This is a genomic window from Shewanella sp. SW32, from assembly GCF_025653365.1.
In the GTDB taxonomy this organism is placed as follows: Bacteria; Pseudomonadota; Gammaproteobacteria; order Enterobacterales; family Shewanellaceae; genus Shewanella; species Shewanella oncorhynchi.
The window spans coordinates 49,507-63,606 of sequence record NZ_JAKKSJ010000021.1 but is presented as its reverse complement, the minus strand read 5'-3'; the positions used below and the strand labels follow the sequence as shown (position 1 = coordinate 63,606).

The window sequence follows — 14,100 nt, the reverse complement described above, 5'->3', positions numbered from 1 at the left end:
CCTACTCAATGTAGACCTTTCATGTATTTTTCAACTAGAAAACAAGCTTAACCGACTGTTATCTCTTTATGCTCATCGGCTTTTTTACCGCCTCTCTTTGCTAAGGCATAGTAAAACAGCGGCGTTAGGATAAGACCAAATACAGTCACCCCAATCATACCAGCGAATACTGCCACGCCCATGGCTTGGCGCATCTCGGCGCCCGCGCCAGTGGAGAACACCATAGGCACCACTCCCATGATAAAGGCGATAGATGTCATCAAGATAGGACGTAAACGTAATCTTGCTGCCTCTAATATCGCCTCCATAGGTGCCATACCATGGTCTTGTTTCTCTTTCGCGAACTCGACAATCAAGATAGCGTTTTTAGTCGCCAGCCCCACCAGTACTATCAGGCCAATTTGGGTGAAAATATTATTATCGCCACCGTAAATCAGCACACCACTGAGCGCCGAGAGCAGTGTCATTGGGATGATTAAGATAATCGCCAATGGCAGGCTTAAGCTCTCGTACTGGGCGGCTAGCACCATAAACACTAAGATGATCACCAGCGGGAAAACCAAAAGACCCGTATTGCCCGCGAGAATTTGCTGATAGGTCAGCTCGGTCCACTCATAAGTCATACCATTAGGTAACGTTTCAGCCAAAATTTTCTCAATCGCCGCCTGCGCTTGGCCTGTACTCACTCCGAGCGCTGGACCACCGTTGATTTCAGCGGTCGTGAAACCGTTATAGTGCATCACTCTGTCTGGGCCTGAACTTTGGCTGACGTTGATGAACGAACCTAGCGGGATCATGTCACCATTCAGATTCGGCACCTTTAGCTGACTTATCTGTTGCGGACTTTGACGGAAGGCCTCGTCAGCTTGCATATTCACCTGATAGGTTCGGCCGAAACGATTGAAGTCGTTGACATAAGTCGAGCCCATATAGGTTTGTAATGTCTGGAAAATTTGATCGAGCGACACTGCCTGCTGTTTCGCTTTAGTCCGATCGATATCCAGTTCAAGTTGTGGCACGTTCACTTGATAGCTAGAGAAAACGCCAGCTAACTGAGGATCGGCCCACGCCTTGTACATCACTTGTTGGGTCACCTGATACAAGGCCTCATAACCAAGGTTGGCTCTGTCTTGAATTTGCAGACGGAACCCTCCTATGGTGCCGAGGCCTTGCACAGGTGGCGGCGGGAAGATGGCAATAAACGCGTCTTGAATAGCAGCAAATTGCTGATTCAATTGTCCTGCAATGGCATTCGCCGACAGTTCAGGACTGGTACGCGAGTCAAAATCATCGAGCGCAACAAACACCACGCCTGAGTTAGGACTATTGGTAAAACCGTTGATGCTAAGGCCAGGGAAGGCAATCGAGTGCGCTACTCCGGGGTGATTTAGCGCAATCTCAGACATCTTCTTGATCACACTATCCGTACGTTCAAGGGATGCCGCATCGGGCAACTGAGCAAAGGCCACTAAATACTGTTTATCTTGGCCGGGTACATAACCCGTTGGTGTATTGGCAAATTGCACACCCGTTAACGCCACCATGCCTAAATACACTAGGCCAATAATGCCGCCAAAACGGATCACCTTACGCACTAACCAGCCATAACCATCGGATGCACGGTTAAATAAACGATTAAAAGGCACAAATAACCAAGCACCAAACAACTTATCCATTAGACGGGTTAAGCCGTCCTTAGGTGCATCATGGCTCTTGAGTAACAGCGCCGATAATGCCGGACTCAAAGTGAGTGAGTTAATCGCCGAGATAAAGGTCGAGATAGTAATAGTCAAGGCAAACTGTTTATAGAACTGCCCGGTTAAACCGCTCATAAAGGCCGTTGGAATAAACACCGCCGCCAGCACTAAGGTGGTTGCCACAATCGGGCCAGTCACTTCCTTCATCGCCTTTTGTGTTGCCGCAACTGGGCTTAATCCTGCGGCAATATTACGCTCGACGTTTTCCACCACCACGATGGCATCGTCAACCACAATCCCGATGGCGAGCACCAGCCCAAATAGCGACAAGGCGTTTAACGAGAAACCGAGCAAATGCATAAAGGCAAAGGTACCGACCAAAGACACAGGCACGGCCACCAGCGGAATAATCGATGCGCGCCAAGTTTGCAGGAACAGTACCACCACTAACACCACCAGCAACACGGCTTCGAGCAGGGTTTTTACCACAGCTTCAATCGAGCCACGCACGAACACTGTTGGGTCGTAAACGATCTCATATTCGAGTCCTTCAGGGAATCCTTTAGACAGCTCTGCCATTTTGGCGCGCACATCGTCGGAAATCTGAATCGCGTTAGAGCCCGATGCTTGGAATACAGGAATAGCGACCGCATCCTTATTATCGAGTAAAGAGCGCAGCGCATAACTCGTTGCCCCGAGTTCCACCCGCGCGACATCTTTAAGGCGGATCACTTCAGCATTCTGACCAACTTTGATGATGATATCTTCAAATTCAGACAGTTCAGTTAAACGGCCTTTCACGTTAATTAAAAGTTGAAAGTCAGCACTGCCACTGGGCTGCGCGCCTAAACTGCCCGCTGCTGCCTGTTGGTTTTGCTCACGAACGGCGGCAATAATGTCCGCTGGCGATAAACCCAGCGCCGAGACTTTATTCGGATCGAGCCAAATTCGCAGGCTGTATTCGCCGGCGCCAAACAAACGTACCGCGCCGACACCGTTAATCCGCGCTAACTCGTCTTTGACGTTTAGCGCCGCATAGTTAGACAGATACAACATGTCGTAACGGTTATCCGGCGATAACAAATGCACCACCATGGTGAGATCCGGCGATGATTTTTCGGTGACTATACCAAGACGTTGTACTTCCTGCGGCAGACGGGGCATAGCACGATCGACTCGGCTCTGCACTTGGGTTTGAGCCTTATCCACATCCGTGCCAATCGCAAAGGTGATAGTCAAGGTCATACGTCCATCGGACGTCGCCTGCGATGACATGTACAACATGTCTTCGACGCCGTTGATTTCCTGCTCCAGCGGTGAAGCCACTGTTTCGGCAATCACTTTAGGATTTGCGCCAGGATAATTAGCAGTGACCACTACCGTTGGTGGCACTACCTCTGGATATTCGGTGATAGGCAACTGCCAAACGGCAATCGCCCCCGTGATAAGAAACAGCAATGACAGCACGGCTGCAAATATCGGTCTTTTAATGAAAAATTGCGACAACATAGTGTGTGATTCCTTAACCGCGGCTCGCCGTTTCGACCGCTTGCGCCGTCAAATGCTCTTGGTTTTTATCGAGTATTAACTGGGCTTGGCGCAGTGCTTCGAGCTTGTCGTTGTCGACCATGTCCACTATGTTTGGCTCAATTTGCATCTTAGGACGTACGCGTTGCATACCGTTGACGACGATCTTGTCTTCGGCCATCAAGCCTTGGGTTACAATGCGCAGTCCTTGGACTTTTTCGCCTAAGGTCACGCCGCGATATTCGACCGTGCCATCATGACCGACGACCAGCACAAACTTATTATTGAGATCTGTGCCAACGGCTTTATCGTCAATCAAGATCCCCTCATAGGCGCCACTGCCCGCAGTACGAAGACGCGCAAACAAGCCTGGCAATAGGTTATTGTCTTCATTGTCAAAAGTCGCACGAACTCGAATAGTACCCGTCTGCTTATCCATCGCATTATCCACAAAGTCGACCATGCCAATATGGTGATAATCGCGCTCATTGGCTAAAGCCATGTAAACAGGATTATCGCCAGCACGGGGATCGTTACGTTTGTTCTGCGCAGTTAACTTCACGTATTTAAGGTAGGTTTGCTCGTCCACATCAAAATAGGCATACATGCTGGCGGTAGAGACTAAGCTGGTCAGCACACTCTGCCCTGCGGTGACATAGTTACCCGCAGTGACGTTGGCGTAGGATACTCGGCCATCAATCGGCGCTTGTACTTGGGTATAAGCTAAATCAAGCTCGGCGCGCATGAGTGCTGCTTTCACCGACGCAACCGCCGCTGCAGTCTGACGTTTATTCGACTCACGGGTATCGAGTAATTCGGCCGAGACCGCCTTTTGGTCAAATAACTTATGTGCCCGTTCAAAATCATTAGTGGCCAGTTGCTCTGCAGAAATAGCGCTAGCAAGATCCGCTTTTAACCGGGCCACTTCCACTTCAAACACGCTTGGATCGATGCGAAAGAGTACGTCACCTTTCTTCACTAAAGCGCCTTCCTTAAAATTCACTGATTCAATGTAACCAGACACCCGCGGGATAAGGGTGACACTTTCTGGCGCCTGTAAACGACCGGTAAACTCATCCCATTCGGTGACTCGCTCATATAATACCTGAGCGACATCCACCTTAGGCGCACTCGGTGCAGGTCCCTGCTGCGCTGTTTGCTCACCACAAGCTGAAAGGACGAAAGCAGCCACAGCCGTTAACATCATTATTCGTAAAGGTTTGTTACTCATCATATTACTATCCTCAAAGTGGCGGGCATTTCACGCTGTTCGAACCACACACATGCAGCTGTGTTACAAACCAAACCAATTAAATACCGACTGGTAAAAAATATTCTGTACTGGGCGGTAATATATAGCGTAAAATGATGCTGTCAACAAATTTATGTACCGAACGGTATTTAATTAAAAGTGTGCACTTACCCTAGGCAGGCAATGCGTCCAGAGGCAAAAGGCTACGAGTTTGAACTGCAAAGCATTTTGATGAATATTGAAGCAAACACTGACTAACGCAGATAACATGCTGAACTTAGGTGACACCTTGAATGACTAAGTAGACATATCCCCCTAAGTCCGTCATCAGTGGCAAGTGTGGCTGGACAGGGACTAAACCCATGTCTATCCTAGGGGCAATTGAGAATTGAGGAGCCTAATGATGTCAACCGTCACCCAGACGCCCTGTGTTGGTCGCCCACGAGCTTTTGACACTGACGATGCATTAGCAAAAGCCTTAGAAGTCTTCTGGCTCAAAGGTTTTGAAGGTACATCGTTAACCGATCTCACCCAAGCTATGGGCATTAATAAACCTAGCCTTTATGCCGCGTTCGGTAATAAAGAACAGTTATTTCTCAAAGCGATAGAATTGTATGAACAGCGCCCCTGTGCGTTTTTCTACCCGGCACTGGAACAAAAAACCGCCTATCAGGTTATCGAGTCAATGCTACTCGGTGCGGCAAGCTCTTTGGTGGATAAAAGCCATCCACAGGGATGTTTGATTGTTCAAGGGGCACTCACCTGTAGTGAAGCAGGACAAGCGATTAAAGACACTTTGATTAATCGTCGCCGTGACGGTGAAATAGCCCTGTGCGAACGACTGCAACGCGCCAAAGATGAAGGTGATTTGCCCGCTGACGCCGATCCCTTGCTGCTTGCCCGTTATATAGGCACTGTATTGCAAGGTATGGCCGTACAAGCGACCAGTGGAATTTGCCCGAATGAACTGCGCAAAGTGGCCGAGCTAGTGCTGGCTAACTTTCCGCGTAATAATTAATCCTGATTCACCAATCCTGATCCACAAAAACTAAACCCCAGTAGAATACTCACTTAACTGGGGTTTTATTTATGCTTTGCTTTATTTCTGTCCAACCATTTATTTCTGTCCAACCAAGAGTTCTCTAAACAGTTGTCTGAGTCGTTTCAATAATGGCAGGCTGCTTTTATCTTGATGCTGGATCACATCGACGTTTGCATGCCAGCCTATCTGCTCAAATTCTATGGGGACGCGAGTTAAGTTACCCGATGAAACTAAATTGGACGCCATATGCTCGGGCAATAGACACCAACCATGGCCCTGTAATGCGAGCTCCAATAACACGTAATAGTTATCGGCATACCAAACATCAGGACTGAACGCCTGCTGAAAACTACTGGTTTTAGTATTCCGTGAGCGGATAAGTAATTGTCGATACAGTCGCAATGAGTCCATGTTCGGTGCAACTGATTTTGCTAAGGGATGCGAACTCGCCACATAAAGATCGAATTGAATCACCCCAATACTCTCAAAATCTATACTACTTGGCATAGATAATTCACTAAAAATCAATCCTGTAGATGCTCTTCCCGAATGCACCATGTCGATAATGTCTATACTTGAGGCACTGAGAAACTCGAGTTCGATATTAGGAAAATCACCTTCTAACAACCGAATAATTTCAGATATTCTCTGTATCGGAATGCCTTCATCCATCGCAAGGCACACTTCTGAAGATTGACTACTGAAGAGCGATAAGGCGGTATGTTTGAGCCTACGATGTTGAAGAATCGTCGCTCTTGCGTAGGGCAGTAATTTACTACCTTCGGCCGTTAATACTGGATAACGACCCGAACGGTCAAATAACTCAACCCCACAGTCAATTTCAAGATTCATCACATGCTGGCTAATCACGGATTGTGCTTTCTTAAGTTGCCTTGCAGCATTCGAAAATGAACCAGATTCTACGGTTTCCATAAAGGCTTCGAGTTGTTCGAGACTAAACATATCGTTTTTACCGATACTATCTAACTATAACTTATCCTTATACTAGATAAAATTATGGCCATAGTCACATTAAATGAATGGGAAATAGCCATGAAAACGACAGAACGTATCTTTAACGCCTTACTCTTTGAAGCGATTGCACTCGCTATTATTATCCCCGTTTCTGCCCTAATATCAGGCAAGGGAACCAGTGAACTTGTCATAGTAGGTATCGCTTTGAGTCTTTATACCGTGGTATGGAACTACTTCTACAACCTAGGATTCGACAGGGTATTTGGGGCAAATCGAGAGCAACGCACTTTGAAAACCAGAATACTGCATACCTTTGGATTTGAAGGGGGACTTATTTTCATTAGCATACCGACCATCGCCTGGTTTCTACAGATAGGTTGGTTGGCAGCCATGGGCTTAGAAGCGGTTTTTTTGATCTTTTTCTTCTTCTACAGCACCCTATTCCATTGGTGCTATGACAAATATCAGCCCTACAAGACTTGGTTTACTATGCAAGCCACTAAGGTCAAATAGCGCAGCTAAGATCAACACACATCACCATCAAACGAACCTCACTAAACAATTTAGCGATTCGTTTGATGGCAACATTGAAACTTATCCATTTCAATTTCTTCTACTTAGCAAGAAAGCTAAGCCAGTTCATGTGTTACCCAGCGTAAAATTCCCCTTAAACACAGTACATAAAAATAATAGACCCGCACACAGTAAACTGAGGTTGTTAAAATATCCTATTAACATCACAAAAGGACTAACTATCAGTAATTAATATTCAAATCATTAGTCTAGATATAATTCTTTATGCTATAAAAGCCATATATTAAGCGGGGAGATGGAAGCAAAATGCGCGCAGGGAACAGAATGAAGCTCAGGATGCAGCAGGCATTAAATTTGCCGTCAGCATTGATACTTAGCATCGTTTTATTGCTCGTATCCATTATTTGTAACATGGCACTCGCTAAAGAAAGCAATGCAATACCAGCAGAATCGCAACCTCAAGCCATAACCTTAGCTGCAGAAGACAGTTGGCCACCTTTCGCCAATCAGTTTGGTCAAGGTATTTCCCATCGTTTAATCCAAGCCGCATTTAAACAGTCGCATATTGAAGTGAATAGCTTAGTTGTGCCCTACTCCCGCGCCTTAATGATGGCGGAAAAAGGTGCAGTTGATGGGGTGTTTAACGTCACCCGCGAGAACAGTACTGAGCAACGCTTCATCTTTGGAAACACCCCATTATTTATCGCCACGGCTTCTTTTTATCAAAAGAAACAAAAACCTATTCTGGCAGACAATAAATGGGCGCTACCTAAAGGCACCGTTATCGGCGTGATTAAAAGCTATGAATATGGCGATGAGTTTCCCACATTAGTTAAACAGCAACAGCTCAATATCGTCACCGTCGCCAACCAACAACAGCTCATCAATTTATTGTTGATTGGTCGCATAGATGCCGCCTTGATGTTCGACTTAGTCGCGAAGGAAAACCTGAAAAAAATGGGGGTAGATGATGAGATTATTCCTGCATTTGCTAACCACAGCAGCGATATTTTTTTGGCCTTCTCGAAAGGAAATCCGCAAGCACAAACCTTAGCGACCCAACTCGACGCTGGCTTATCACAGCTAAAAGCCACAGGCCAATACGACAAACTGCTCTTAGTCGCTGACTAATCGCCTATTACTACGAGCGAATGATAGATTACCGCTGCGAGCGAATGATCTCTTGATTCACCCAATATAACAGCTGCTTAATAGCCTTCGACAGGATCTGATTCTGGCGCACAATATAACCTAAACTCGTTGTAGGGAATTGCGGTAGAGGAGTGACTTTAGTGGTGAGATTCGCCTTAGTGTAAACCGAAAACTCCGGTACGATAGCCACACCAAATCCCGCCTCAGCCCAATCGATTTGCGCGTCAACACTACCGACTTCCATTATTCTGTAATTCGATAAGTTCAGCGACGGCAATGCGGGATCGAGCAATTCGCGGGTTCGCGTATCGTGTCCTAATAAAATCAACGTCGGTTGCTCGGCTAAGGGCGTATCCACAGAGGGTTTTGCCTGCTGCCATTGCTGTAAATTATCTCCGATTGCACACCATTTAATCTGTTGTAGCTCAGTAAAATGCAGTGGCTGACTTTCCTTCTGCGCAATCACAAACCCTAAATCTGCCTCGGCATTTTTCACCAATTCAGAGGCTTGTGATGAGGTTGTGTTGAGCAGTGAGAAATCTATTCCCGGAAACTCCGCCTTAAAGAGCTGAAACGGCTGGATCAACAATAACCGCGAGATAATATCGCTGGCGGCAATGGTCAAGGTGCCTTGGCTAAGGTCATTAATCGCATTGAGATCCGCCTGACAAATTTGCAGCTCCATTAACGTCTTCTGACTGCTCTCTAACAGGCGAAATCCCGCTTGCGTTAATCGAAAGGGATTACGGTCAATCAACTTGACTCGAGTGCTTTGCTCTAACTGCTTAATATGCAAGCTAACATTGGGCTGCGTCATGTGCAGCGCTGTGGCCGCTTTCCCAAAATGCTTGTATTCAGCTAAAGTCACGAAGGTCTTTAACCAATGGATATCGAGCATAACGCCACCTTTTGCAAAGTATTAGAGTTAATGATAGCCAATGATATATGAAATTCTTATTGGGATGATAACCATAATTAATTTCTCTTATTCAAATGACGGGTCTAGCATAGCGTCTTAATCAATGAGGAGATGTTGTTATGCCGTCGATCGTGGTTGTGGGTGCAAATTGGGGTGATGAAGGCAAAGGCCGCATCGTAGATTATTTAGCCGCGGATGCCGCTGCCAGTATTCGCTTTCAAGGTGGTAACAACGCTGGCCATACCGTCGTCAACGACTATGGCACCTTTAAATTACACCAATTACCGAGTGGCATTTTCAACCCTAACTGCGTTGCAGTTTTAGGCCCTGGCATGGTGATCAGCCCTGAAAAACTCAGTGTAGAAATTGCTGAAGTGCAAGCGGCTGGCATAGAAGTCAAATTATGCATTTCTGACCGTGCTACCCTGTGCTTACCTCTACATGCATTAGAAGATACCTTAGAAGAACAACGTCTTGGCGACCTCGCCTATGGTTCAACCCGTCAAGGGATTGCGCCAGCCTATGGCGATCGCGTGATGAAAAAAGGCATTTTAGTCGGTTGGTTAAACCAACCTGAAGTGCTGCAAGAGCGCATTCAATTTATGCTCGACTGGAAATTACCGCAGTTAAAAGCACTTTATCCAAGTTGCGATTTTAATCAAACCGCCGCCGAAATGACCGCATGGTTATTAGAAGTGACGGCACCTTGGCGTCCGTTTATTTGTAACGTGACAGAGCCATTAAAAGCATTACAAAAACAAGATGCGAGCTTACTGTTTGAAGCGCAATTAGGTGCTGGCCGCGACTTAGTCTACGGCGAATATCCTTATACCACATCTTCAAACGTGACTGCGGCTTACGCGGGTATCGGCAGCGGTTTACCAGCTCTGCGTCCAGAGCGCGTAATTGCTGTCGCGAAAGCCTTTAGCTCATCAGTCGGCACTGGCACCTTAGTGACCGCAATGGAAGAGCAAGACGCCTTCCGCGAAAATGCCAACGAGTTTGGTGCAACGACAGGCCGTCCACGTGACATGGGATATTTTGATGCTGTTGCCACCCGTAATGGTGTTGAGCTACAAGCAGCAACCGAAATTGCCCTGACTAAGATTGATTGTCTTTCTGGCATGAAAGATCTGAAAATCTGTGTTGCCTATGCTGGTGAACACACTGAGAACCCAATTTGGCCACAAACTGCTGCGTTAAGCCCAGTGTATGAGCAAATGCCAAGCTGGAGCGAAGATATTACTGGTTGTCGCACCTTCGAAAGCCTGCCTGTCGCCGCACAACAATATGTTGAACGTATTGAAGCCCTAATGGGTGTACGCGTTAGCATGGTTTCTGTTGGACCAGAGCGCGATCAAATGATCATTCGCTAGTAAACAACGTTTACCCTACAAAAAAGCCATATTCGCCTCGGTGAATATGGCTTTTTACTTTGATATGGTTTGTCATTGAAGAATCACTCAAGACGTTGATAGCAATGACTCGAATACCCCATATTCAAATATCGCCGCTAAGTGAAATAGCATTACTCTTCGAATACGTATTTATCTATCATACCGACCATACGACCAATTTCTGGTTTAGTAATGGTATCGTTAGCACCTAATGCCATCGCCTTTGCGCGGTTATCTTCACTCATTAAAGAGGAAAACATCACAATGGGCATTTGTCGATACGCCTTGGATTCTCTTAAGCGTTTCACCAAATGCATGCCATCCATGCGAGGCATCTCAACATCCGTAATAATGGCGCTGACAAAATCAGAGATAGAAGCATTATCTTGGTCAGCAAGATTCTCAAATTCCATTAGCATTTCAAGGGCATCACCACCATCTTTGGCTGTGATAATGTTGTAACCTGCGCTGCGAAGGGTATTTTCGATCATCTTACGAATAAAAGCGGAATCATCGACAATTAAAATCGTTTTCGCTTCACGTTTCGCCAGCATTTTATCATTGATCAGTACACTTCTATCGAGCGTGACATCGTACTTATCCATACTCAGTTCAGGATTAATGTCAGCAATAATTTTCTCAAAATCCAATATCATAATGAGCATGCCATCACGGCGCACTACGGCAACGACACAATCATTTTCACCCGCTTCTAAAAATTGACTCGGCGATTCAACTTGCTCCCACGACACTCTATGGATGCTACGAACACTATCGATTAAGAACCCATTAATCATCTTATTAAAATCAGTCACTATGACCACTTTGTGGGTTAAATCCTCAGGTGTCGATATTCCGAGCCATCCGGCTAGATCGACCAAAGGGATCAACTTTTCTCGCAGCGAGAACACCCCAACCATGTGCCGCTGGGCATTGGGATAATCTGACGTTTCTGGCACCCTAATCACTTCTCTCACTTTGGCGACATTAATACCGTAATGGCACACCTTATGGCCACCGTTAGGAAGTGTCTTATGTAGATGAAACTCAATAATTTCGAGTTCATTTGTGCCACTCTCTGTCAATATTTCTGATTTTTTAATTTCGCTCATATAAAGCTCTCAACCTAGCAAATCAACGTAAGAAAGGGATTGCAGTTATCAGTATAGGAAGGGATTAATGAATTAGGCACGATAGTGTGATTTTACTGCCTGATTAGCGTGATATTTTTGGGTAACAAGCATTTTATCTATAAGCAGAAAAGCGTCACATAATCGAATCTAATGACGATTTCAGTCGTCACATTGTCAATCATGGCCAGATTAAGCATCACCGTTGCCGACCTAAAGTAGTCTGCACATTTCACTTAACAGCGATTTTGTCTCTCCGCATTAGAGGTTTTGTTTTAAGAGATAAGCCGCTAAACTATTGCGCAATAAAACTATCTAGAATAGCCGTACCCCATGCCGCAATTTAGCCCGACCTTTTCTTTCCCAGTGCAAATCTACTATGAAGATACTGATTTTTCTGGCGTGGTGTATCACCCCAACTTTTTGAAATACTTCGAACGCGCCCGTGAGCATGTGATTGGTGCTGAGCGTTTAAGTGCATTATGGCAACAAAACCAACTGGGTTTTGCTGTGTATCGTAGCGATATGTTGTGCCATGAGGGGGTGGAATTTGCCGATATTATCGATGTTCGCACTAAGTTTTACTTTGAGAGTAAGTACCGCACTGTGTGGCAGCAGGAGATTTGGCGTCCACAGGGTAAAAAGCCTGCGGTCACGGCAACAATTGAAATGGTGTGTATGAATCAAGCCCGCCAACTAGCGCCTATGCCGGCAGAGTTAATCGCCATATTAAGTCTTGGTTTCACATCAAGCGAATAAAGCTAATACTCTTACATACAAGTACACGCGCGATTTCCCGAGCTTATTTCGACATAAGCAAAGGCAACAAAAATCACTCAAGCGATAACTGGACAGTATTAAGGCTCAACTGCAAGCCTTAATACTCTTGATTTAACGAGCATTTGATTTAACGAGCGCTTACTTTAATGAGCACAAAGTTTAGATTGTATTATGTAGTTGGGCCCAGTTCATTTCGAGTTCAGCGGCACTCATGGGCTTCGCGTAATACATGCCTTGTATAGTATCAACCCCCATAGCCACTAACCTATCTCTAATCTCAAGCGTTTCAATTCCTTCAACAGTTACCTCATAACCGAGTTTTTTGGCAATATTAATACTGGCTTCGAGGATGTATTCCGACGGTTTATCCTGCTCTAGATCCTTTAAAAAGGCTTTATCGATTTTGACTTCATTAACGGGTAAATGCTTTAAATAAGCTAAGGAAGAATGACCCGTACCAAAATCATCAATTGCAAGTCTAACCCCTAAGGCACGTATCTTTCCTAACGTCTCAACCGCCTTAGTTAAATCCGCCATTAAAGTGCTTTCAGTAATTTCGATCATCAAGGATTCGGGTGGGAGCTGGTAATAGGCTAATCTTGCAGCAATTTCTTGGGGTAAGGTTTCACTGTCAAGATCCCGTGTCGACAGGTTAACTGCAACACACAATTGTATCCCCGCCGCGCGCCATTTTGCCTGCTGTACTAAAACCTGATCGAGTGCCCATTGGCTGACTAAATCAATCATGCCAGCATATTCAGCTAAGGGAATAAATTCTCCCGGAGAAATAATGCCAAGTTCGTCATGCTCCCAACGCATCAAGGCTTCAACCTGAAAACATCGACCCGTGGCAATATCCTGTTTAGCTTGATACACCATATATACTTGATTACGTTGCAAACCTTTAGGCAAACTATCGATAATTTTCAGTTCCCTTAACTGACGAATATCATCATTTTGGGCATAGTATGCAATCGCGCTACGAGAATGGCGGGCTTTCTTCAGCGCCAAATCGACTCGACGTAGCATCTGACTCGTGTCGGCATGGTGTTCTTGTAAATGCAGACAGCCGATTTGAAGCTTAACGCTGACTGGCGTGTTCTTAATGTTAAAAGGCACTTGCAACCGCCCTCTTAAGTGGACTAATTGCTCCTCAGTCAACGCTTGCTCGTAATACAAACAAAATTCATCACCATTGAGGCGTGCGATTAATCTCGGGGATAAACTTAAGCTGTTTAAGCGTTCGGCAAATTGCTTCAGCAGGATATCGCCAAATACAAAACCAAAGAGATCATTCACATAGCGAAATCGATAAATATCAATTAGCACTAATGTCCCTTGAGTCAGCGGCATCATGCCAGTAAGAGTACGTTTCAAGCCGACACGATTAACTAGTCCTGTTAGCTTATCCTTACCCACACTTGCCGGTAACGCCTTTAATAATTCATTTAAAGTATGGTAGAGAGGAGCAAACGCTTGGGGGACGATGCCAATGTCTAAAGCTTGGCGTTCAACCTTTTGCTGCTCTAGCTGGGTACAAAGCTGTGCTAAGAATTTTTGCTGCGACCGTAAAGATCTGTATTTTGCCTGCAGGATATACAATGAAAATATCAATAAAGCGAGAGAAGCGACAACTAACCCGATTACGAACATACCTTGGCCTCTGCCATACCACGTAAGCTTTTTCTCAAATGA

General features: G+C 45.6%; 11 protein-coding genes. 5 read left to right on the top strand and 6 right to left on the bottom strand.

Annotated features, from left to right (window positions below; translation table 11 throughout):
• Window positions 1-47: 47 nt before the first annotated feature.
• A complete protein-coding gene (locus L5M28_RS13815) occupies window positions 48-3,206 on the bottom strand; it encodes an efflux RND transporter permease subunit (protein WP_263203630.1) in 3,159 nt (1,052 codons plus the stop codon).
• Window positions 3,207-3,219: 13 nt separating this feature from the next.
• Window positions 3,220-4,458 carry an efflux RND transporter periplasmic adaptor subunit gene (locus L5M28_RS13810; RefSeq protein WP_263203628.1) on the bottom strand — a complete coding sequence of 413 codons (1,239 nt, stop codon included), beginning with the start codon at window positions 4,456-4,458 and terminating at the stop codon, window positions 3,220-3,222.
• A gap of 418 nt (window positions 4,459-4,876) precedes the next feature.
• On the opposite strand from L5M28_RS13810, the gene L5M28_RS13805 reads away from it, so the two are divergent.
• The gene (locus L5M28_RS13805; protein WP_198572928.1) at window positions 4,877-5,494 is read left to right on the top strand and encodes a TetR/AcrR family transcriptional regulator; all 618 of its coding nucleotides are present in this window, start codon (window positions 4,877-4,879) and stop codon (window positions 5,492-5,494) included.
• 99 nt (window positions 5,495-5,593) lie between these two features.
• Here the strand turns inward: L5M28_RS13805 and L5M28_RS13800 are convergent, their stop codons facing one another.
• Window positions 5,594-6,481, bottom strand: coding sequence for a LysR family transcriptional regulator (locus L5M28_RS13800; protein ID WP_105251732.1), 888 nt, complete (start codon window positions 6,479-6,481; stop codon window positions 5,594-5,596).
• 90 nt (window positions 6,482-6,571) lie between these two features.
• On the opposite strand from L5M28_RS13800, the gene L5M28_RS13795 reads away from it, so the two are divergent.
• Together L5M28_RS13795 and L5M28_RS13790 are read left to right on the top strand one after the other, a co-directional pair.
• Complete coding sequence (locus L5M28_RS13795; RefSeq protein WP_006086899.1) at window positions 6,572-7,006, top strand: PACE efflux transporter; 435 nt, start codon at window positions 6,572-6,574, stop codon at window positions 7,004-7,006.
• Window positions 7,007-7,333: 327 nt separating this feature from the next.
• Window positions 7,334-8,158 (top strand): substrate-binding periplasmic protein, encoded by an 825-nt coding sequence (locus L5M28_RS13790; protein WP_263178740.1) that lies wholly within the window; start codon window positions 7,334-7,336, stop codon window positions 8,156-8,158.
• Between the two features lie 28 nt (window positions 8,159-8,186).
• Here the strand turns inward: L5M28_RS13790 and L5M28_RS13785 are convergent, their stop codons facing one another.
• Window positions 8,187-9,077, bottom strand: a complete 891-nt coding sequence (locus tag L5M28_RS13785; RefSeq protein ID WP_028761417.1) for a LysR family transcriptional regulator — start codon at window positions 9,075-9,077, stop codon at window positions 8,187-8,189.
• Window positions 9,078-9,217: 140 nt separating this feature from the next.
• On the opposite strand from L5M28_RS13785, the gene L5M28_RS13780 reads away from it, so the two are divergent.
• Window positions 9,218-10,474 carry an adenylosuccinate synthase gene (locus tag L5M28_RS13780; protein ID WP_173497522.1) on the top strand — a complete coding sequence of 419 codons (1,257 nt, stop codon included), beginning with the start codon at window positions 9,218-9,220 and terminating at the stop codon, window positions 10,472-10,474.
• Between the two features lie 152 nt (window positions 10,475-10,626).
• On the opposite strand, the gene L5M28_RS13775 is transcribed toward L5M28_RS13780, so the two are convergent.
• Window positions 10,627-11,607 carry a chemotaxis protein gene (locus tag L5M28_RS13775; protein WP_028761419.1) on the bottom strand — a complete coding sequence of 327 codons (981 nt, stop codon included), beginning with the start codon at window positions 11,605-11,607 and terminating at the stop codon, window positions 10,627-10,629.
• 351 nt (window positions 11,608-11,958) lie between these two features.
• Here L5M28_RS13775 and L5M28_RS13770 point away from each other — a divergent pair, with 351 nt between their 5' ends.
• On the top strand, window positions 11,959-12,384 hold the full coding sequence (locus tag L5M28_RS13770) for a thioesterase family protein (protein WP_113939326.1): 426 nt from the start codon (window positions 11,959-11,961) through the stop codon (window positions 12,382-12,384).
• 180 nt (window positions 12,385-12,564) lie between these two features.
• Here the strand turns inward: L5M28_RS13770 and L5M28_RS13765 are convergent, their stop codons facing one another.
• On the bottom strand, window positions 12,565-14,058 hold the full coding sequence (locus tag L5M28_RS13765; RefSeq protein ID WP_263203648.1) for a putative bifunctional diguanylate cyclase/phosphodiesterase: 1,494 nt from the start codon (window positions 14,056-14,058) through the stop codon (window positions 12,565-12,567).
• Between the last annotated feature and the right edge of the window lie 42 nt (window positions 14,059-14,100).

Bases quoted from the DNA above. Each gene is read 5' to 3' on its own strand.
- L5M28_RS13815 (WP_263203630.1), bottom strand. From the start codon at position 3,206: ATGTTGTCGCAATTTTTCATTAAAAGACCGATATTTGCAGCCGTGCTG.
- L5M28_RS13810 (WP_263203628.1), bottom strand. From the start codon at position 4,458: ATGATGAGTAACAAACCTTTACGAATAATGATGTTAACGGCTGTGGCT.
- L5M28_RS13805 (WP_198572928.1), top strand. From the start codon at position 4,877: ATGATGTCAACCGTCACCCAGACGCCCTGTGTTGGTCGCCCACGAGCT.
- L5M28_RS13800 (WP_105251732.1), bottom strand. From the start codon at position 6,481: ATGTTTAGTCTCGAACAACTCGAAGCCTTTATGGAAACCGTAGAATCT.
- L5M28_RS13795 (WP_006086899.1), top strand. From the start codon at position 6,572: ATGAAAACGACAGAACGTATCTTTAACGCCTTACTCTTTGAAGCGATT.
- L5M28_RS13790 (WP_263178740.1), top strand. From the start codon at position 7,334: ATGCGCGCAGGGAACAGAATGAAGCTCAGGATGCAGCAGGCATTAAAT.
- L5M28_RS13785 (WP_028761417.1), bottom strand. From the start codon at position 9,077: ATGCTCGATATCCATTGGTTAAAGACCTTCGTGACTTTAGCTGAATAC.
- L5M28_RS13780 (WP_173497522.1), top strand. From the start codon at position 9,218: ATGCCGTCGATCGTGGTTGTGGGTGCAAATTGGGGTGATGAAGGCAAA.
- L5M28_RS13775 (WP_028761419.1), bottom strand. From the start codon at position 11,607: ATGAGCGAAATTAAAAAATCAGAAATATTGACAGAGAGTGGCACAAAT.
- L5M28_RS13770 (WP_113939326.1), top strand. From the start codon at position 11,959: ATGCCGCAATTTAGCCCGACCTTTTCTTTCCCAGTGCAAATCTACTAT.
- L5M28_RS13765 (WP_263203648.1), bottom strand. From the start codon at position 14,058: ATGTTCGTAATCGGGTTAGTTGTCGCTTCTCTCGCTTTATTGATATTT.